The sequence below is a fragment of the Pseudomonas putida genome (assembly GCF_003228315.1).
Taxonomy (GTDB): Bacteria; Pseudomonadota; Gammaproteobacteria; order Pseudomonadales; family Pseudomonadaceae; genus Aquipseudomonas; species Aquipseudomonas putida_S.
Genome location: NZ_CP029693.1, coordinates 6,478,662 through 6,496,543, shown reverse-complemented (window position 1 = coordinate 6,496,543; position 17,882 = coordinate 6,478,662). Strand labels below are relative to the sequence as shown.

Below are 17,882 nucleotides of genomic sequence, written 5' to 3'. Positions count from 1 at the left end.
TCGCCTCCGGTTTGCTTCGCTGCACCTCCTCTCGATGTGTGCGGCTGCGCCGCACGGCGCTGCGCGCCTAACCCCCGGATGAACACCTCCACTCGGCCTTCCGACGGGGCAGGTCAACATCAAAAGCGAGGCGGCCTACCGGCCGGCCTGATGGTTGGCGCGGATCCCTGTGGGAGCGAGCCTGCTCGCGATGGACGCCAGAACACCGCGGGGTGTCAGGCTGCCAGCGTTATCGTTGACGACCATCGCGAGCAGGCTCGCTCCTACAGGGGATTGGGGGCATCAGTAAGAAATTGGTCGGCTGTCAGGCCGCCATCGCTGGCAAGCCAGCTCCCACAATTGGATTGAGGTGAATCAGGAAGACATTGGTCGGCTGTCAGGCCGCTTTCGCTGGCAGGCCAGCTCCCACAGTTGGATTGAGGTGAATCAGTAGGAAATTGATCGGCTGTCAGGCCGCCATCGCGGGCAAGCCTTGCTCCTACAGGGGACGGCGTACACCCGACCCGCTCCGCTCCCCACCACTCAACAGGCCGAGCGTTAGCTCGCCTGCAAGCTTTTGATCTTGATCCACCTGCCCCTTCGGCAGGCTGAGGGGAGGCGTTTATCCGGGGGTAAGGCGCGTAGCGCCGTGCGGCGCAGCCGCACACATCGAGAGGAGGTGCAGCGCAGCAAACCGGAGGCGATGCCCCCGGATGAATGCCGGAGCGAAGGAACCCCGAGCCTCAGCGAGGGGCCGGACGCCGGGGCAAGACCTTTGCTTCCTTTGGGGCGTTTGCCAAAGGGAGTCGACCGTCAGGGCGAAACCATAAGTGGCCGTTACCGAAGAAACGGATATTCACCCGATCCCAACCCCAACCCCAAACAACAACCCTCATCTCCGCGCCAACTTATACCTCACACAATCCTCATAAAAACTCGCCCGCACCGCCGCCGGCTTGATCCGGGTCGGGCTGTCGTAGGTCTGTTCGGTAATCCCCATCGCCGTCATCCGCATCCAGGGCTTGGAAAACTTGTACGCCTGAATCTTCTGCCGCGCCGCATACAACGAAACCCCGGACAACTTGAGCTCCTGCGCCCGAGCCGCCGTCCCCGCTCCCCAACTGCACATATAACGATCGCTGTCTTTCAACTCCCTGGCCTGGGCAGACACCGCAAGACCCGCAACGCCGACCGAAATCAGCGCGATCCATATATTGCGCATTCGCTTTGTCCCCTAACCGTCTGAAAATGAAGCGATTCTGGCGACAAGCGAGCAACCCGGGGGCCAGCAAAATGCCTTACCGGCAAAACCCCGCCCCATGTCAATCGGCAAATCCCGATTTATTGCGACATTTCAATACTTTGCTATAGCTAAGACTCACTTCGGCAACTCAAAGAGGCAGCGCAATGTCAGTCGCAAAGAAAATGAGTGTGGCGCAACTGACCTTGTTGACCGCCGTGAACATGCTGGGCTCCGGCATCGTGATGCTGCCGTCGAAACTGGCGGAAGTCGGAGGTGTTTCCATTCTTTCCTGGCTGGTGACCGCCACCGGCTCCCTCGCCCTGGCCTATGCCTTTGCCCGTTGCGGGATGCTCAGCCGCAAGACCGGCGGCATGGGCGGTTACGCCGAATACACCTTCGGCAAGGCCGGCAACTACCTGACCAACTACACCTATGGCTTGTCGTTGTTGATTGCCAACGTAGCGATCAGCATCACGGCGGTCGGCTATATCCAGGAGCTGTTTGATATTCACCTGAACTCGCTGCAAGTGGGGTTGGCGACCATCGCCCTGTTGTGGATCACCACCTTCGCCAACTTCGGTGGCGCGCGGATTACCGGGCGGATCAGCGCGGTCACGGTCTGGGGGGTGATTGCGCCGGTGGTACTGGTCTCCACGGTCGGCTGGTTCTGGTTCGACAGCAGCGTCTACGCCGCCGGCTGGAATCCCCATGACAAGGGTTGGTTCGAAGCGGCCAACGCGTCAGTGGCGATCACCCTGTGGGCATTCCTCGGCCTGGAATCGGCGTGCGCCAACACCGACGCCGTGGAAAACCCGGAAAGGAACGTGCCGATTGCGGTCCTCGGTGGCACCCTCGGTGCAGCGGTGATTTACATCGTTTCCACCAACGTCATCGCCGGCATCGTCGACAACCCGGCACTGGCGGCCTCCACCGCGCCGTTCGGCCTGGTCTTCGCCAAGATGTTCACCCCGCTGGTGGGTGACATCGTCATGGGCCTGATGGTGCTGGCCTGCATCGGCTCGCTGCTGGGTTGGCAGTTCACCATCGCCCAGGTCTACAAAAGCTCGGCGGACACCGGTTACTTTCTGGCGATCTACGCTCGGGTGAACAAGTCCGGTACCCCCATCATCGGCATGCTGGTGCTGCTGGCGGCGCAGACGGCGCTGGCCCTGCTGACCATCAGCCCGAATCTGAGCAAACAGTTCGACATCCTCGTCAATCTTGCGGTGGTCACCAACCTGGTGCCATACATCCTGTGCATGGCCAGCCTGATGACCCTGCAAAAAGTCTCCAACGTCCCCGCCGGCAAAGCGCTGGTCACCAACATCGTCGCCTGGGTCGCGGCAGCCTATAGCTACCTGGCGCTCTACAGCTCTGGCGAACAGGCACTGATGCTGGGCGGCGTGGCAACCATCCTCGGCTTCACGGTCTTCGGCTTCGTCAACAACCGCCTGATTCGCCTCGAAGCCCTCAATAACAGCGTACCGACCCAAACCGTCGCCGCGCAGCACATGACGGGCGAGCCGGTGCCGGTGTATCGCTTGAAAAAAGTAAAACCGAGGATTCAACCATGACGGAACGAGCCTGCTTGCGATAAGCGTCGAGGCAGCGCGGGCATTCAGGCAGGCCGCGTTATCGTTGACGACCATCGCGAGCTGGCTCGCTCCCACAGGGGGATTTCGATCTGTCTAAAGGCTATGGGCAAACCCGATCACAGCACTCTATGATTGAACCCCATGACCACCTCTGCTCCGATCCGCCAACCCTGCCCGCCCGGTGCCTGCGATTGCGGGCGTGACCCGTTGCTGGAAACACCGGGGGCGGATGTGCGCATCCTGTTTCTGACGCGCAATGAAGAGAAGCGCCTGATCGAGCGCCTGGAAAACCTGTCGAGCTACAACGACCTGCAACACCTGCAACGACGCATGTTCGACCAGTTGGGCATTCGCGTGGACATCGCCCCGGGCGTCAACGAAGTGCGCACCATGCGCGGTATCAATATCCAGGTCGGCGACCTGCCGGGACTGTGTCGCAAGACCCGCGCCTCGATCCCCGCCGCCATCCGCCGCGCCATGGAAAAATGCCCGGAAATCGCCTACGACGTGCTCAACGCCAACGACCTGTTGCGGGACGCATGATGGACCCCATCCTGGAATTTCCCGTCACCGACGAGATCCTCACCTCATTTGCCCTGGCGGTCGGCGCCGACCTGCCGGGCTATCGCAATCACATCTACCGGATGCTGAATTTCCACTGTGCCCTGCGCGGCCTCCAGGGCCCGCCCGGTGAGGCGGTGCAGATCGCGGCGGGCTTTCACGACCTGGGCATCTGGACCGACAACACCCTGGATTACTTGCCGCCCTCGGTCCGCCTGGCCAACGACTATCTCGACAACCGATATCGCGGCGACTTCGCCGAAGAAGTGAGCGCGCTGATTCTGGAGCACCACAAGGTCCGCGCCTATCGTTCGGCACACGCAGAGACGGTCGAGCCTTTCAGGCAAGCCGATCTGATCGATGTATCCCTCGGGCTGGTGCGCTTCGGCCTGCCCCGATCATTCATCAAAACCGTGCAATCGACCTTTCCCGATCATGGTTTTCACTGGATGCTGATCCGCCTCTCCACCCGCCAGTTGCTCCGTACCCCGCTGCGCCCGTTGCCGATGTTTCGATGGTGACGAGTTTCGTTGCTGAAGAGTTTCGCGAGTGAAACAGACAGCCTTTCAATCCACGAAATCAGCCCCGAACAGGATCAGCGGTCACACGCGCAAGGCGCCCTGCTGCTATGCCTTCACATGGGAGTTTTGGCAGTACACCAGCCAGGACGGAACTGGAAACCGAGTGCGACCCTGACCCCGGCGCCAGCCAGGCAAGCCATGGAAAACCGGTGCCAATGCGCAACAGGAGGTGGCTGATGTTATTCATCGTCAACTGGACGCTCAGCCCGGAAAATCGAAACAGTGCGATCGAGCGTTTCCTCAAGACCGGAGGTGCGCCCCCCGCCGGTGTCAATCTGATCGGACGCTGGTACGCCGTCGGCGGCGCGGCGGGGTTTGGCATCGCCGAGGCCAGTGATCCGACGTTGATTCAGAAGTGGGTACTGGAATGGACCGACCTCATGAAGATGGAGGTTCAGGTCGCCTTGACCGATGAGCAGATGGCGCCGCTACTGGCAGGCATCGTCGGCAAGTGATCGCCGTTGGGGCAGCGAGTGATGCTCGCCGCCCCATGTCGCGCCGTACAACCCGCCCCGGTACCCGGCCGGTTTGCAGTGAATCGATTACTGGATTTTTCTCAATTCAAACCTACGCTCTTTCGCGGGGGATCCAATAAATATCAATGGCCGCGCAGTTCGTCGCAAAGGCTCGATCCAGCCCACCTGTACATCGTCATCCATCTGCCTTCGAGGTAGCTCAATGCCGACAAAAACAGCGACCCTGCCCGCCATCACACTGCTTGCCCTGTGCAGCCAGCAAGCGTATGCCGGCGGCATCATGCTCTACGAAATCGGTACCGATAACGTCGGCCTGGCCAACGCCGGTGCCGCCGCCCGGGCCCAGGGGCCTTCCACCATTGCCAGCAACCCGGCCGGCATGAGTTACCTGCCGGGCACACAGATCACCGCCGGCCTGCAGGTGCTATACGGCGACATCTCCTTCGATCGCGACAGCGGCACCAACGTTTCGGGCACTAACAGCGGCAACGCCCTGGACCCGATGCCCGGCGCGAGCTTCTTCGTCAGCCATGAACTGGACGATCACTGGAGCGTCGGCTTCGGCCAGTACGGTGACTTCGGCCTGGCGGTCAATTACGACAACGACTGGTCCGGGCGATATTTCGCGCAGAACTCCAGCCTGCTCGGTCTGTCGATGGTGCCCAGCGTGGCCTATCGCTTCAACGATGAATGGTCGGTGGGCATCGGCGTCAAGGCCATGTACGGCATGCTGCAGGCCCAGACCGCCATCGACCGCTCCCCTTTCGGTCTCACCGATCGTGGCGACGGGCAGTTCAAGTACAAGGACAAGGACTGGGGCTTCGGTGCGAACGTGGGGGTCATCTATGCCCCGCAGCCTGGCACCCGCATCGGCCTGGCCTACACCAGCAAGGTCGATTTCGAGTTCGAGGACGGCCTGGACATCAAGGGCAACGGGCCGTTGCTCAACCGCCTCGATGGCGCCAAGACCCAACTCGACATCACCGTTCCGCAGACCCTGACCCTGAGCCTGTTCCAGCAACTGGACCCGAAATGGGCATTGCTGGCCTCGGCCGGCTGGCAGGACTGGTCGGAGTTCGGTGATATCGGTATCGAGGTCGACACCTCGGCCAACGATGCCCGCTCGACCAACATCGATGCAGGCTTCAAGGACACCTGGCATCTGTCACTCGGTGCGCAATTTCAGTACTCCAAGCAACTGCTGTGGAACGTCGGCATGGCTTACGACAGCAGTGCCGTTTCCGACAGCAACCGTTCGGTGATCGTGCCGATGGCCGAATCCTGGCGCGTTGCCACAGGAGCCACCTATGCTCTGAACAAGGACACCGACATCAACGTCAGCTGGGCCATGATCTGGATGGGCGACATGCCGGTGGACCAGAGCAAAAACCTGTCGGGCGATCGCATTTCCGGTCAATTCGACAATGCCTGGATTCAAACGATCACCGGCAACATGACCTGGCGTTTCTGACGAACCGAGACAAAATACGTTCACACCAAGGAGCAACCAGCACTATGAACCTGTCGCGAAAATTGCTTGTCGGCGCCGCATTGACCGGGCTCTTGCTCGGTGGCTGCACCTCGAAAGTTACCGAGCGGGAGCAATACTCCGGCTACCTGTCCAACTACAACAACCTGCAGGAAGTCGAAACGCCAAGCGGCGGTACGGCGATGCGTTGGGTGGCCCCATCGTGGAACCCCAATGCCTACGACACCGTGGCGTTCAACAAGCTGGAACTGTATCCGGCGCCCAAGCCTAATGAGCGGGTCAACCAGCAGACGCTGAACGACATCCAGAACTACATGACCAACCGGGCCAAGACGACGCTGGGGCAGAAATACCGCGTGGTCTCCAGCCCGAGCGCAGCACCGGCCGGCGCCAAGACCCTGATCATGAAAGCGGCCATCACCGGGGTGAGTGCTTCGAACGAAGGGATGAAATGGTATGAAGTGGTGCCCATCGCCGCCGTCGTAGGCGCGACCCAGGCCGCCACCGGCCACCGCGACCAGGACACCGAGTTGTTTATCGAGGCCGAGTTCATCGACGCGAAAAGCAACCAGACCGTGGCCAAGGTCGTGCGCAAGGTATTCGGCAAGCAGTTGTCCAACGAAAGCCAGAAAGTCACCGCCCAGGACTTCAAGGCGGCGATCGACAAGTTGAACAGTGACTTCCAGGCGTTCATCAAATAACCGCATTGCTTTTCTGTAGGAGCGAGCCTGCTCGCGATGGTCCCAAGAACGCCGCAGGGTGTCAGGCATCCAGCGTTATCGTTGACGACCATCGCGAGCAGGCTCGCTCCTACAGGGGCTTCAGGTCTTCTTCATTGAGATTCGCCGTCGCATCTCGGCGGTGATGCTCTGCCGGGTTTTCTTCATCTCTTTCCAGGGTTCATCGCCGACTTGCGCCAAGCGCTCATGGACGTTGTGGATGGTCCATTGGTTCCCGCCTTTCAGTTCCCCCACCTCTTCGCGAAAGATCGGTACCGAGACCGGCAACCCTTCGCGGGTGCGCGCGGCGTAGGCGCAGATCGTCGTGGCGCCCAGTCCGTTGCGCAGGTAATCGATGAAGATCCGCCCTACCCGGTTCTTCGGCCCCGACACCGCGGAAAAACGCTCCGGCAGCAGCTTTGCCATGTGGCTGACAATTCCGTGGCTGAAGTCCTTGACCTCGTCCCAGCCGAGTTTGCGGGTCAGCGGCACCACCAGGTGAATGCCCTTGCCGCCGCTGGTCTTGAGAAACGCCTTGAGCCCCAACTCATCGAGCACCGTCAGGGTCAGTTGGGTCGCCTCGACCATGCGTTTCCACGGCAGCGCCGGGTCCGGGTCAAGGTCGAGGACGAAGCGGTCGGGTTTGTCGAGGTTGTCCGAAGTGGCGTTCCAGGTGTGCAGCTCCACGGTACTCATCTGCACCGCGCCCACCAGCGCTTCGGCGTTGTTGATGACCATCATCGGTTGCCCGGTGAGTGCCTGGTCCAGGGTGACGATGCCGGGGATGGCCAGGTGTTCGGCGTTCTTCTGGAAAAACAGTTCCCCGGCAATCCCGTCCGGCGCGCGCACCAGCGCCACCGGGCGATCCTTGAGTTGCGGCAGGATCCACTCGGCGACGCTGGCGCAGTACTCGGCCAATTGCATTTTGGTGGTACCGCTGCTGGCATCGATCACCCGTTCCGGATGGGTAATGCGAACCTTGCCCTCCTCCAGCCCCACTTGGGACGGTGCGGGATCGACCTTCTTTTTCGCGCTTGGTGTTTTCACGGTGCTCGTACGCTCCTCGGTGATCTTCCGGGCCGGTTTGTCGTCACGCAGGCCATGGAACACTGCGTGCCGTACCGAGCCGTCCTTGGTCATTTCGGCAAAGGCCACTTCCGCCAACAACCGCGGCTTGAGCCAGTGCACGGTCTTGAACTCGGCGCCAGCGGGTGGATCGACCAGCGCAGGCTTTTTTGTCTGCAAGGGTTTGAGTTGCCCATGAATGCTCGCCAGGGTGGCTTCGGTGAAGCCGGTGCCGACCTTGCCGGCGTAGCGCAACTCGCCGCTGGCGCGATCGTGCAGGCCCAGCAGCAAGGCGCCGAAGGCACTGCGCGAACCCTTGGGCTCGGTGAAGCCGACGATGACGAATTCCTGCCGATGCTTGCACTTGAGCTTGATCCAGTCACCGCTGCGCCGGGAGACGTAAGGCGAACCCAGGCGCTTGCCGATCAACCCTTCCATGCGCATCTGGCAGGCACTGTTGAGCAGGGCCTGCGGGTCTTCCTCGAAGCTGTCGGAGAATCGCAGCAATGGATCGTCGTGGGCCTTGAGCACCGTCGCCAATGCCGCCCGGCGTTCCTCGACCGGCACTTCGCGCAGGTCCACGCCGTTGAGGTACGGCAGGTCGAACAGGTAATAGAGGATGTGCCCGCTGCGATTGGCCTCGAAGGCATTTTGCAGTGCCTGGAAGTCCGGCACGCCCTGCTCGTTGGTCACCACCATTTCGCCGTCGAGCCAGGCCGATTCCAGGCCCAGTTCCGCCAATGCCTTCGCCTGCTCCGGCAACTTGTGGGTCCAGTCGTGGCCGTTGCGGGTGAAGAGACTGACGTCGTCGCGGTCGATGCGCGCCATGATCCGGTAGCCGTCGAACTTGACCTCGTAACTCCAGTGGCCGTCCGGGGCCCGTTCCACCAGCGTCGCCAGCTCTGGCTTGAGCTGATCCGGCAGTTTCGCCTTGTGTGCGCCGGTCAGTTGCGCGGATTTTTTTTGCGGCGCTGGGGTGGCCGGTGGTTTGATGGCTTTGTTCATGGCCTGCCTTGCTGATCGCGCGCCTGTTTCTCAGCAGAGCGAACCACGCGGGGAAAAATTCCATTGGCCTTGAAATTGCCCGGACAGACGGGATGTGAAGAATTCTGTACCTGTAGGAGCGAGCATGCTCGCGATGGTCGTCAACGATAACGCGGGGAACCAGATACCCCACGGTGATCTGAAGTCCATCGCGAGCATGCTCGCTCCTACAGGGGGGAATGGGTCAGGCTGCCCCGCCCTTGGCCTGCTGTTCCAGATGCACCTGCAAATCCGGATCGATGCCCAGCGCCGCCGCCAGCTCATCCAGATAGTTGCGCTCGGCATCCTGCTGGTCGTCCACCAGCATCACGCTGGCCAGGTACATTTCGGCGGCCATGCCCGGGTCGGAGGCCGATTGTGCGACCTCGCCGGCGTCCAGCGGTTTGGCGACTTCATCGTCAAGCCACTGCTGCAATTGCGGGTCGTTGGTGTGGCGGGCGATTTCGGCGTTGATCATCTGTTTTTCCGCGTCATCGAAGCGGCCATCGGCCTTGGCCGCAGCGATCAAGGCCCGCAGGATGGCATGGCTGTGCTCTTCAATTTCCGGACCTGCCAGCATGTCCACGGTACGCATCGCCTGCTGTGGTGCCTGCTGTTGCTGCATAGCCTGACTGCGTTGCCAGCTCTGATACGCCTGGAACGCCATCATGCCCAGCGAAGCCAGCGCGGCGTAGTTGGCACCGCCGCCGGAACGGCCCTGGGGCGCGCCGCCCATCGGCGAGCCACCACCGAGCAGGCCGCCAAGCAATCCACCCAGGCCGCCCAGGCCGCCACCCATGCCACCGCCCATACCTGCGCCGCCACCGCCGCCACCGCCGCCGAGCAGGCCACCGAGCAATCCGCCCAGATCCCCGAGCCCGCCTTGGGCCCCGGCGCCGCCTTGCTGCGACATCGCGCCCTGGCCGCCGCGCAGTAATTGTTCGAGCAAATCGCTGGTGTTCATGACCGCATCCTCACAGGTGGGTGGATCCAATCAAACAACGATAGCTTTCCCCGGCAAATGTGCTACCACCGTTTGGCCGAGACGCTTTTGCCCCCACCCGCGCAGATTTATCCACGGCCTTTTCCCGCGGCGCAGCTAAGATTCATAGGTGGTGAACCTTATTCCCGGAAACCCGGTCGATACCTGCAACCCGACCCGGTTTGCCGCTGCCTTCGATGCTGAAGGCGATGACTGGCTTGCTTCATTTTCTGGAGAACGCCCCCGTGATAACGACTCTACACATCGCCAGGCTCAAAGCGTGGGGAGCCCATGGTTTTACTGCCACTGGCGTGGTCACTGCCTTCCTCGCGACCCTTGCCCTGCTCGACAACCAGCCGACCCATTGCCTGCTCTGGCTGGGCGTGGCGCTGATCGTCGATGGCCTGGACGGCGCGCTGGCTCGAAAGGTCAATGTGCAGTCGGTACTGCCCAGCTTCGACGGCTCGATCCTTGACCTGGTCATCGATTACCTGACGTATGTGTTCATTCCGGCGCTCTTCATCTATCGCTACGTGCCGCTGCCCGACTACACGCTATTGCTGAGCGTGTCGCTGATCCTGGTGTCGTCGCTGTTCTGCTTCTGCAACGTCAACATGAAGAGCAAGGACAACTACTTCCAGGGCTTTCCCGCTGCCTGGAACGTGGTCGCCCTGTGCCTGTACATCATCGCCCCTTCGCCATGGATTACCCTGCTGACCATCATCGGCCTGGCCCTGCTGACGCTGACCCGGATGAAGTTCCTGCACCCGTTCCGCGTGCGCCGCTTCATGCCGATCAACATTGCCGTGACGGCCATCTGGTTGCTGTGCAGCCTGTCACTGGTGATCAACCATCCGGTGATCAACCCGTTGGTGATGGGCCTCTGGTTGCTGATGTCGGCTTACTTCCTCGGGATCTGCTTCTGGCGCACCGCGCTTGAGTGGTTCGACGGATCGCGGCATCCGTAACGCCATGCCGATTCATATCGTGCGGCTCGGCTCCCCCCGCACACCCAACGAAGGCCTGTGCCTGGGCACCGTACTCCGCCCGCCCCGTGGCGTGCCGAAAGCCGAGTTCGCCACGCGGGATTTCTACGATGTATGGCAGCCGCTGTTGTCACCCAGCGCCGAGCTGGTGAGCGAAGCACTGGAAGCCCGGGACGCCAAGGCCTGGGCGGCGTTCGTGCGCAAGTTCAAGGTGGAAATGAAGCAGCCGGCAGCCAGCCAGATGCTCGATTTGCTGGCCGCGCTGTCCCACACCACTTCGCTGGCCGTGGGCTGTTATTGCGAGGACGAAGCGCATTGTCACCGGTCGGTGTTGCGTGAATTGCTGGCGGCGCGCGGGGCCGAGGTGATCTAGATAGCGGGAACACCCAATACCCCTGTAGGAGCGAGCCTGCTCGCGATAGCAATCTGTCAGCCAATTCATCTCTGGCTGAAAGACCGCCATCGCGAGCAGGCTCGCTCCTACAGGGGGTGATGTTTCAACGCCGTGTGATGACCACCTCCAGATACTCACTAGGCACCACCAGCGACTTGTCCCCCGCCCGATTCGAACGATTCAATAACTCGGTCATGTCCTGTTCCAGCGCCCGGGCACCGTCGGGTGGCAGCGCGGCGAAGGCCTTGTGCACCGGGCCGTACCAGCTGCGGAAGGTGTCGATGAAATGCCCGGCATCGCGATAGCGGAAGGTGAACGTCCTGCGCGTCACCTGAACCAGGAAATTTCGCTCGTCGAACTGCGTGTGCAGCCAGGCCTCTGTGCCCCACTGCGACGGCGGTTGTGCACCGGGTGGTGGTGGCATGTGCTTGCCGAGGAGCTTGAACATCTGGCCGACGAAGCCTTCCGGAGTCCAGTTGGCCAGGCCGATCCGCCCCCCGGGCCGACAGACCCGCGCCAGCTCGGCCGCCGCCTTGGGCTGGTCCGGGGTAAACATCACCCCGAAGGTCGACAGCACGGCATCGAAACTGCTATCGGCGTACGGCAGCGCCTCGGCATCGGCCACTTGAAAAGTCACGTTGAGCCGTTCGGCTTTCGCCCGCTCCTGGCCACGTTCGAGCAGTGCGCCGACATAATCGGTCGAGGTCACCAGGCAGCCCCGGCGAGCCGCTGCCAAGGTGGCATTGCCGTTGCCGGCGGCGACGTCGAGCACCTGCTCATCGCACAGCAGGTCGCAGGCCTCGGCCAGTTGCTCGCCGACGATCTGCAAAGTGGTGCCGATCACGGCGTAATCGCCGCTGGCCCAGGCGGCCATTTGACGGGTTTTCAAGGCAGTGAGATCAATGGGTGTACTCATGAATTCCGCTCCGTTGCGGTTTGGAATGCCGCCCGGCTTATTCTGCCGTGGTCGGGTCGATGATGGACGTGACCAGGGACACGCGGTTGGCCGGGAAGCCGCTTTGCCGGGCATGCTCCTGGATCTGTGCTTCGCTCGGTGCGATGTACACGCAGTACAACTTGTCGCCGGTGACGTAACTTTGCAGCCACTGGACTTCCGGCAATTCGCGCAGCGTCCTGCAGGACTTTTGCGCGGCGGCTTTCAAATCCCTTTCTGACAGTGTTCCAGCACCTGGAATCTCGCGCTCAATGACGAACTTGGGCATGACAACCTCTCATTCTTGTTATTGATGACAGGGCCGCCAGTGACCCTGTGGGCAAACTATCGCGCCGGTGCGCCCCCTGCGTCCTGCCCGATCGTCGCTCAGGCCTGCCCGATCGTCCGGAGATTTCATGCGGGGCCGCGACAGGCTCACAATCAAGCTCACAATCAGGAGCCGACATAAACATTTGCACACAGGACATCACCATGGATGCTCTGTCACAGACCCTTCGCGTCGTGCGCCTGTCCGGCGCGATTTTCATCAATGCAAGGTTCACCGCGCCCTGGTGTTACCAGTCGCCGAGGGCCGACACCGCCGCGCCGTTTCTGGAGCCGAACGCCGAGCAGGTGGTGATCTTTCACCTGATCACCGAAGGCGAGTGCCATGTCGAACTCGGCGATGATCCGCCGCTGCTGCTCACCGCAGGCGACGTCGTGCTGTTCCCCCAGGGCGACGGGCATCGCATGACCTCAAAACCCGGGTTGCCTCCCGCCACCGGCGGACGGCTGGACAAGATCCTGGCCCGACGGCCGCAGCAGTTGCGCTATGGCGGCGGTGGCGCGGTGACCCGTCTGGTGTGCGGCTACATGGCTTGCGATACGCGGCTGGCTGGCATGTTGCTGGCCGGCTTGCCGCCGGTGGTGCGGGTCAATGTGCGGGGTTCGAGTGCCGGGATCTGGCTCGAGTCGTCGGTGCGTTACGCCCTGGCCGAAGCCCGCTCGCCAAGGCCCGGCGGCGAAGGCGTGCTGGCGAAACTGGCCGAGGTGCTGTTCATCGAAGTCCTGCGCCTGTACATGCACGAACACGGCAAGGGCCGTACCGGCTGGCTGGCGGGCGTGGGCGACCGGATCGTCGGCGCCGCCCTCAACGCCTTGCACAACAAGCCCTGCCACTGCTGGACCCTGGATGAGCTGGCGCGCACGGCGGGTACTTCCAGATCGGTGTTGGCCGAGCGCTTTCAGCAGTTGGTGGGAGTGTCGCCAATGCAGTACCTGACGCAATGGCGGATGATGCTGGCGGCCAATCTGTTGCGCAGCAGCAACAGTTCACTGCTGCGCATTGCCGAGGAAGTGGGTTACCAGACGGATACCGCCTTCAGCCGGGCCTTTCGCCGCGAGTACGGTGCGCCGCCGGCGGCATGGCGGCGCACGCACGCGGCTTCGGTGCACTGAGCCCCTGTAGGAGCTGCCGAAGGCTGCGATCTTTTGATCTTGCTTTTAAAGATCAAGAGATCGCAGCCTTCGGCAGCTCCTACAAAGAGCACGACGTCAGCCATTGTTCCGATGAGGTTATGCGGCGGGTGCGGTGGCCTTGGCCTCTTGCAGCAGCTGCTGGATCATCTTCTCCTGATCTTCGTAAGCGCCTTCACCGAAGTGGGTGAAACGCACCTGCCCATTGGCGTCGATCAGGTAGTGTGCCGGCCAGTACTGGTTATCGAAGTTGCGCCAGATCATGTAGTTGTTGTCGACCGCCACCGGGTAGGTGATGCCGTATTCCTTCACTTTGTCCCTGACGTTGTCGATGATGCGTTCGAAGCCGTACTCCGGGGTGTGTACGCCAATCACCACCAGCCCTTCCTTCTCGTACTTCTTCGCCCAGTCCTTCACGTAAGGCAGGGTGTGCTTGCAGTTGATGCAGTCGAAAGTCCAGAAATCCACCAGCACCACTTTGCCCTTGAGCGATTCATTGGTCAGGGCCGGCGAGTTGATCCACTCCACAGCTCCGGACAGTGACGGCATGGCTTGCATGGATTCGGCCCTGGCCTTGCCGACGAAGTAGTCGACGACTTTCGGCACGGTTTCCAGCACGCCCTTCTCGACCTTGCCGACGGTTTCCGAGGAGGTACTGGCCAGCAGCACGTTGTCGGTGCCGGTGGCAATCACCGCCGCGCCAGCCAGCACCGCGACACCCGCGCCGCGACGCAACCAGCCCGTGACCGGAATCGATGGCTTCAGGCGATTGACCAGGCCGCGACCGGCGAAGATCAGGACGCCCAGAGACAACGCGCTACCCAGACCATAAGCCACCAGCAACAGGCTGGTACCAGCGTTGGCGCCTTGCAGCATCGCGCCAGTGAGAATCACCCCGAGGATCGGCCCGGCGCAGGGCGCCCAGAGCAAACCGGTGGCGACGCCGATCAACAGCGAACCCAAGGGACCGGAGACCTTGCGGCTGTTGGGGTCGATCCGATTGCCCAGCGCCACGAACGGCCGCGCCAGCCAGTCGCCGACCCGGGCGGAAATCAGCGACAGGGCAAACAGCACCATCACGATCAGCGCAACATGACGGCCGGCGTTGCTGGCTTGAATCACCCATTCGCTACTGACCACGGCCAGGCTGGAAACCAGGGCAAAAGTCAGGGCCATGCCACCGAGGGTAAGCAGGATCGAGGAGCGCTTGCGGTCGGCGCCGGCGAACAGGAACGGCACCACCGGCAGGATGCAGGGGCTGAGGACGGTCAGAATGCCGCCCAGGAAAGCGATGAGGAACATGGGATCACCTTTGAAATTATCGGGGGGCACTCACACCGTCTCCCCTGTAGGAGCGAGCCTGCTCGCGATGACGGTGTGTCAGCCAAATCATCTCTGGCAGGTAGACCATCGCGAGCAGGCTCGCTCCTACAGGGGGCGGTGGTGTTTGGGGTCAGGCGGTTTGTTCATCCAGCCACTTGCCCTGCGGCGTATGGCTGGCGCCGTTCTCGGCGACGGTGTCCTGCTTGGCCAGCGGCGTCAGTTGGAAGCAGGTGCTGCTGCCGCAGGCGTTCTGCTCGACAGCGGCGTTGGCGTGGGCCGCGGCACCGGCGACGGAGAAGGCAATGGCGGTCAGGAATCGGCTGACGTTGATCATGGTGTTGTTCCTCGCTTGAAAAGGGTTGTGATCGCAGGACTCAGTTGTCGGAAATGCAGTTGTCGGCAATTTTCCGGTAGTCCAGGACCTGGGTCTTGTTGTGCGAGTCCAGGTAGGTCAGTTGCGCATCGACCACCCCGCAGGAGTCCGAAGAATCCTGTTTGAGCGACACCACTTTCTTGATGTCCAGTTGGGTGCCGTAGGTGTAGGTTTTTTCGCTGACATCGGCTTCGGCGCGGGCCGACAGGGTGCAGATGTTCAGGGCGGCAAACAGGCAGGCGGCGTAGATGGCTTTGGTGTTCATGGCGGTTTCCTCAAGGTTTGGACAGGTCAATGGTTGTTTGCGCCGAAGCGGTTGGGCTTGCTTCGATGGGACCTATTTAAAGCGCGTGAGGTATCGCGCTTGTGTCGGGAAAAGGCCGCTGTAAATCGGTACGTATCAAACCCGGGTCGGGATACAGAGCGATACAAACCGGCGCAAAAACGGTGTTTTTTTGTCCGTGTGTATCCTTGGGCAAGCCAGATACACTGCAATACAAACGCCTGGAGGCTTGTAGTCCAGGGCTCGATAGACTGTGCGCCATCCCCCATTTTCAGAGGCAGCCCCATGGAACACGTTGATCACATTCTCATCGTCGACGATGACCGCGAGATCCGCGAACTGGTGGGCAACTATCTGAAGAAGAACGGCCTGCGCACCACGGTCGTGGCCGATGGCCGGCAGATGCGCACCTTCCTCGAATCCACCCCGGTGGACCTGATCGTGATGGACATCATGATGCCGGGCGACGACGGCCTGACCCTCTGCCGCGAATTGCGCTCGGGCAAACACAAGGCCACGCCGATCCTGATGCTCACCGCGCGCAACGACGAAACCGACCGCATCATCGGCCTGGAAATGGGCGCCGACGATTACCTGGTCAAGCCGTTCGTTGCCCGTGAGCTGCTGGCGCGCATCAACGCCGTGCTGCGCCGCACGCGGATGTTGCCACCGAATCTGGTAGTGACCGAAACCAGCCGGTTGCTGGCCTTCGGGCGGTGGCAGCTGGATACTTCGGCCCGGCACCTGCTCGACAGCGACGGCACCCTGGTTGCCCTCAGCGGCGCGGAATATCGCCTGCTGCGGGTATTCCTCGATCATCCGCAACGGGTGCTCAATCGCGATCAATTGCTCAACCTCACTCAGGGCCGCGATGCCGACCTGTTCGACCGTTCCATCGATCTGCTGGTGAGCCGCCTGCGCCAGCGCCTGCTGGACGATGCCCGGGAACCGGCCTACATCAAGACCGTGCGCAGCGAGGGCTATGTGTTCTCCCTGCCGGTGGAAATCGTCGGAGCGCCCGCATGAACTTCTCACTGCGCTGGCCCCGCACCCTGGCCTCACGACTGTCGCTGATTTTCCTGATCTGCCTGATTCTCGCCCAGGCGCTGTCCTTCGGCGCGCAGTATTACGAGCGCTACGAAAGCGCGAAAAACACCATGCTGGGTAACCTCGAAACCGACGTCTCGACCTCCGTCGCCATCCTCGACCGCTTGCCTGCCGATGAGCGCATGAGCTGGCTGCGTCAGTTGCAGCGCAACAACTACGGTTATCTGTTGAGTGCCGGTGAAAGCGGTACACCGATGAGCATGGACATGCCCGATGCGCCCATCGCCATGGCCTCGATCATGGACGCCCTGGGCAAGGAGCACGCGCTGACCTTCACCAATATTCCGGGGCCGAGAAAACACTTTCAGGTGCACCTGAAACTGTCGGACGGCAGCCCGCTGACCATCGATGTGTTTCCCGCCATGATGCCGTTGTCGCCCTGGTTGCCCATGGCCTTGCTCGGGCAACTGGCGCTGATGATTGCCTGCACCTGGCTGGCCGTGCGCATCGCCATCCGCCCGCTGACCCGTCTGGTTGACGCCGTGGATAACCTCGACCCCAACGCGCACCCGATACAGCTGGACGAGAAAGGTCCGACGGAGGTCGCCCACGCGGCCAGGGCCTTCAACGCCATGCAGGCGCGCATCGCCGCCTACCTCAAGGAGCGCATGCAATTGCTGGCGGCGATCTCCCACGACCTGCAAACGCCGATCACCCGGATGAAACTGCGCGCCGAGTTCATGGATGACTCGGTGGAGAAAGACAAACTCTGGACCGACCTAAGCGAGATCGAACACCTGGTCCGCGAAGGCGTGGCGTACGCCCGCAGCGTCCATGGCGCCACCGAAGAAAGCCGGCGCACCGATCTGGATTCGTTCCTCGACAGTTTGGTGTTCGACTATCAGGACATGGGCAAGGAAGTTCAGTTAAGCGGCAAGAGCACCACCGTCATCGACACCCGCCCCCATGCCTTGCGCCGGGTACTGGTGAACCTGACGGACAACGCCCTCAAGTTCGCCGGCGCCGCCGAGCTGCTGGTGGAGAAAAAGACCGATGGCAGCGTGTCGGTGAAAGTCATGGACCGGGGGCCCGGCATTGCCGAGGAGGAACTGGCCCAGGTCATGCAGCCGTTCTACCGCGTGGAAAACTCACGCAACCGCAGCACCGGCGGCACCGGCCTGGGCCTGGCGATTGCACAGCAACTGGCGTTGGCGATCGGGGGATCGCTGACCTTGAGCAATCGTGAGGGCGGCGGGTTGTGTGCCGAGCTCAAATTGCGCTGACCACGCCCCCCCTGTAGGAGCGAGCCTGCTCGCGATGGTCTATCTGTCAGAGATGATCTGGCTGACACAC

General features: G+C 61.9%; 19 protein-coding genes. 11 read left to right on the top strand and 8 right to left on the bottom strand.

Annotation, left to right across the window (positions count from 1 at the left end):
* Nucleotides 1–871 precede the first annotated feature (871 nt).
* On the bottom strand, nt 872–1,201 hold the full coding sequence (locus tag DKY63_RS30545; RefSeq protein ID WP_110967539.1) for a hypothetical protein: 330 nt from the start codon (nt 1,199–1,201) through the stop codon (nt 872–874).
* A 185-nt stretch (nt 1,202–1,386) separates the two neighbouring features.
* Between DKY63_RS30545 and potE the strand changes: the two genes are divergently transcribed.
* The 6 genes from potE to DKY63_RS30515 all read left to right on the top strand — a co-directional run bounded on the left by potE (nt 1,387) and on the right by DKY63_RS30515 (nt 6,625).
* Nucleotides 1,387–2,796 (top strand): putrescine-ornithine antiporter, encoded by a 1,410-nt coding sequence (potE, locus tag DKY63_RS30540; RefSeq protein WP_110967538.1) that lies wholly within the window; start codon nt 1,387–1,389, stop codon nt 2,794–2,796.
* A 162-nt stretch (nt 2,797–2,958) separates the two neighbouring features.
* Nucleotides 2,959–3,360: a hypothetical protein gene (locus DKY63_RS30535; protein ID WP_110967537.1), complete on the top strand. Its 402-nt coding sequence runs from the start codon at nt 2,959–2,961 to the stop codon at nt 3,358–3,360.
* Complete coding sequence (locus tag DKY63_RS30530) at nt 3,360–3,899, top strand: phosphohydrolase (protein WP_110967536.1); 540 nt, start codon at nt 3,360–3,362, stop codon at nt 3,897–3,899. Before DKY63_RS30535 ends, DKY63_RS30530 begins: the two co-directional genes overlap by 1 nt.
* A gap of 236 nt (nt 3,900–4,135) precedes the next feature.
* Nucleotides 4,136–4,414 (top strand): DUF3303 domain-containing protein, encoded by a 279-nt coding sequence (locus tag DKY63_RS30525; protein ID WP_110967535.1) that lies wholly within the window; start codon nt 4,136–4,138, stop codon nt 4,412–4,414.
* 223 nt (nt 4,415–4,637) lie between these two features.
* Nucleotides 4,638–5,906 (top strand): OmpP1/FadL family transporter, encoded by a 1,269-nt coding sequence (locus DKY63_RS30520; protein ID WP_110967534.1) that lies wholly within the window; start codon nt 4,638–4,640, stop codon nt 5,904–5,906.
* A 44-nt stretch (nt 5,907–5,950) separates the two neighbouring features.
* Nucleotides 5,951–6,625, top strand: a complete 675-nt coding sequence (locus DKY63_RS30515; RefSeq protein ID WP_110967533.1) for a DUF3313 domain-containing protein — start codon at nt 5,951–5,953, stop codon at nt 6,623–6,625.
* A 120-nt stretch (nt 6,626–6,745) separates the two neighbouring features.
* Here DKY63_RS30515 and ligD read toward each other — a convergent pair whose 3' ends face one another.
* Both ligD and DKY63_RS30505 read right to left on the bottom strand, forming a co-directional pair.
* Nucleotides 6,746–8,713 carry a DNA ligase D gene (gene ligD / locus DKY63_RS30510; protein ID WP_110967532.1) on the bottom strand — a complete coding sequence of 656 codons (1,968 nt, stop codon included), beginning with the start codon at nt 8,711–8,713 and terminating at the stop codon, nt 6,746–6,748.
* Nucleotides 8,714–8,936: 223 nt separating this feature from the next.
* Nucleotides 8,937–9,695: a tellurite resistance TerB family protein gene (locus DKY63_RS30505; RefSeq protein WP_110967531.1), complete on the bottom strand. Its 759-nt coding sequence runs from the start codon at nt 9,693–9,695 to the stop codon at nt 8,937–8,939.
* Between the two features lie 263 nt (nt 9,696–9,958).
* Between DKY63_RS30505 and pcsA the strand changes: the two genes are divergently transcribed.
* Nucleotides 9,959–10,681, top strand: a complete 723-nt coding sequence (pcsA, locus tag DKY63_RS30500; protein ID WP_110968016.1) for a phosphatidylcholine synthase — start codon at nt 9,959–9,961, stop codon at nt 10,679–10,681.
* 4 nt (nt 10,682–10,685) lie between these two features.
* Nucleotides 10,686–11,072 (top strand): DUF488 domain-containing protein, encoded by a 387-nt coding sequence (locus DKY63_RS30495; RefSeq protein WP_110967530.1) that lies wholly within the window; start codon nt 10,686–10,688, stop codon nt 11,070–11,072.
* A gap of 124 nt (nt 11,073–11,196) precedes the next feature.
* Here DKY63_RS30495 and DKY63_RS30490 read toward each other — a convergent pair whose 3' ends face one another.
* Both DKY63_RS30490 and DKY63_RS30485 read right to left on the bottom strand, forming a co-directional pair.
* The gene (locus DKY63_RS30490) at nt 11,197–12,009 is read right to left on the bottom strand and encodes a class I SAM-dependent methyltransferase (protein ID WP_110967529.1); all 813 of its coding nucleotides are present in this window, start codon (nt 12,007–12,009) and stop codon (nt 11,197–11,199) included.
* Nucleotides 12,010–12,046: 37 nt separating this feature from the next.
* A complete protein-coding gene (locus DKY63_RS30485) occupies nt 12,047–12,316 on the bottom strand; it encodes a DUF4242 domain-containing protein (protein ID WP_110967528.1) in 270 nt (89 codons plus the stop codon).
* Between the two features lie 203 nt (nt 12,317–12,519).
* Here DKY63_RS30485 and DKY63_RS30480 point away from each other — a divergent pair, with 203 nt between their 5' ends.
* A complete protein-coding gene (locus tag DKY63_RS30480) occupies nt 12,520–13,485 on the top strand; it encodes an AraC family transcriptional regulator (protein WP_110967527.1) in 966 nt (321 codons plus the stop codon).
* Nucleotides 13,486–13,602: 117 nt separating this feature from the next.
* Here DKY63_RS30480 and DKY63_RS30470 read toward each other — a convergent pair whose 3' ends face one another.
* From DKY63_RS30470 to DKY63_RS30460, 3 genes are all read right to left on the bottom strand, one after another.
* Nucleotides 13,603–14,805 carry a cytochrome c biogenesis protein DipZ gene (locus DKY63_RS30470; RefSeq protein ID WP_110967526.1) on the bottom strand — a complete coding sequence of 401 codons (1,203 nt, stop codon included), beginning with the start codon at nt 14,803–14,805 and terminating at the stop codon, nt 13,603–13,605.
* Nucleotides 14,806–14,956: 151 nt separating this feature from the next.
* Nucleotides 14,957–15,160 (bottom strand): hypothetical protein, encoded by a 204-nt coding sequence (locus DKY63_RS30465; protein WP_110967525.1) that lies wholly within the window; start codon nt 15,158–15,160, stop codon nt 14,957–14,959.
* 40 nt (nt 15,161–15,200) lie between these two features.
* Nucleotides 15,201–15,464: a DUF2790 domain-containing protein gene (locus DKY63_RS30460; protein WP_110967524.1), complete on the bottom strand. Its 264-nt coding sequence runs from the start codon at nt 15,462–15,464 to the stop codon at nt 15,201–15,203.
* Nucleotides 15,465–15,767: 303 nt separating this feature from the next.
* Here DKY63_RS30460 and DKY63_RS30455 point away from each other — a divergent pair, with 303 nt between their 5' ends.
* Both DKY63_RS30455 and DKY63_RS30450 read left to right on the top strand, forming a co-directional pair.
* On the top strand, nt 15,768–16,508 hold the full coding sequence (locus DKY63_RS30455) for a response regulator (protein WP_110967523.1): 741 nt from the start codon (nt 15,768–15,770) through the stop codon (nt 16,506–16,508).
* A complete protein-coding gene (locus DKY63_RS30450; RefSeq protein ID WP_110967522.1) occupies nt 16,505–17,812 on the top strand; it encodes an ATP-binding protein in 1,308 nt (435 codons plus the stop codon). The genes DKY63_RS30455 and DKY63_RS30450 overlap by 4 nt, the downstream gene beginning before the upstream one ends.
* The last annotated feature ends 70 nt before the right edge of the window (nt 17,813–17,882 follow it).

What these genes read in the sequence shown, in the direction of transcription:
- DKY63_RS30545 (WP_110967539.1), bottom strand. Translation starts at nt 1,201, where the DNA reads ATGCGCAATATATGGATCGCGCTGATTTCGGTCGGCGTTGCGGGTCTT.
- potE (WP_110967538.1), top strand. Translation starts at nt 1,387, where the DNA reads ATGTCAGTCGCAAAGAAAATGAGTGTGGCGCAACTGACCTTGTTGACC.
- DKY63_RS30535 (WP_110967537.1), top strand. Translation starts at nt 2,959, where the DNA reads ATGACCACCTCTGCTCCGATCCGCCAACCCTGCCCGCCCGGTGCCTGC.
- DKY63_RS30530 (WP_110967536.1), top strand. Translation starts at nt 3,360, where the DNA reads ATGGACCCCATCCTGGAATTTCCCGTCACCGACGAGATCCTCACCTCA.
- DKY63_RS30525 (WP_110967535.1), top strand. Translation starts at nt 4,136, where the DNA reads ATGTTATTCATCGTCAACTGGACGCTCAGCCCGGAAAATCGAAACAGT.
- DKY63_RS30520 (WP_110967534.1), top strand. Translation starts at nt 4,638, where the DNA reads ATGCCGACAAAAACAGCGACCCTGCCCGCCATCACACTGCTTGCCCTG.
- DKY63_RS30515 (WP_110967533.1), top strand. Translation starts at nt 5,951, where the DNA reads ATGAACCTGTCGCGAAAATTGCTTGTCGGCGCCGCATTGACCGGGCTC.
- ligD (WP_110967532.1), bottom strand. Translation starts at nt 8,713, where the DNA reads ATGAACAAAGCCATCAAACCACCGGCCACCCCAGCGCCGCAAAAAAAA.
- DKY63_RS30505 (WP_110967531.1), bottom strand. Translation starts at nt 9,695, where the DNA reads ATGAACACCAGCGATTTGCTCGAACAATTACTGCGCGGCGGCCAGGGC.
- DKY63_RS30495 (WP_110967530.1), top strand. Translation starts at nt 10,686, where the DNA reads ATGCCGATTCATATCGTGCGGCTCGGCTCCCCCCGCACACCCAACGAA.
- DKY63_RS30490 (WP_110967529.1), bottom strand. Translation starts at nt 12,009, where the DNA reads ATGAGTACACCCATTGATCTCACTGCCTTGAAAACCCGTCAAATGGCC.
- DKY63_RS30485 (WP_110967528.1), bottom strand. Translation starts at nt 12,316, where the DNA reads ATGCCCAAGTTCGTCATTGAGCGCGAGATTCCAGGTGCTGGAACACTG.
- DKY63_RS30480 (WP_110967527.1), top strand. Translation starts at nt 12,520, where the DNA reads ATGGATGCTCTGTCACAGACCCTTCGCGTCGTGCGCCTGTCCGGCGCG.
- DKY63_RS30470 (WP_110967526.1), bottom strand. Translation starts at nt 14,805, where the DNA reads ATGTTCCTCATCGCTTTCCTGGGCGGCATTCTGACCGTCCTCAGCCCC.
- DKY63_RS30465 (WP_110967525.1), bottom strand. Translation starts at nt 15,160, where the DNA reads ATGATCAACGTCAGCCGATTCCTGACCGCCATTGCCTTCTCCGTCGCC.
- DKY63_RS30460 (WP_110967524.1), bottom strand. Translation starts at nt 15,464, where the DNA reads ATGAACACCAAAGCCATCTACGCCGCCTGCCTGTTTGCCGCCCTGAAC.
- DKY63_RS30455 (WP_110967523.1), top strand. Translation starts at nt 15,768, where the DNA reads ATGGAACACGTTGATCACATTCTCATCGTCGACGATGACCGCGAGATC.
- DKY63_RS30450 (WP_110967522.1), top strand. Translation starts at nt 16,505, where the DNA reads ATGAACTTCTCACTGCGCTGGCCCCGCACCCTGGCCTCACGACTGTCG.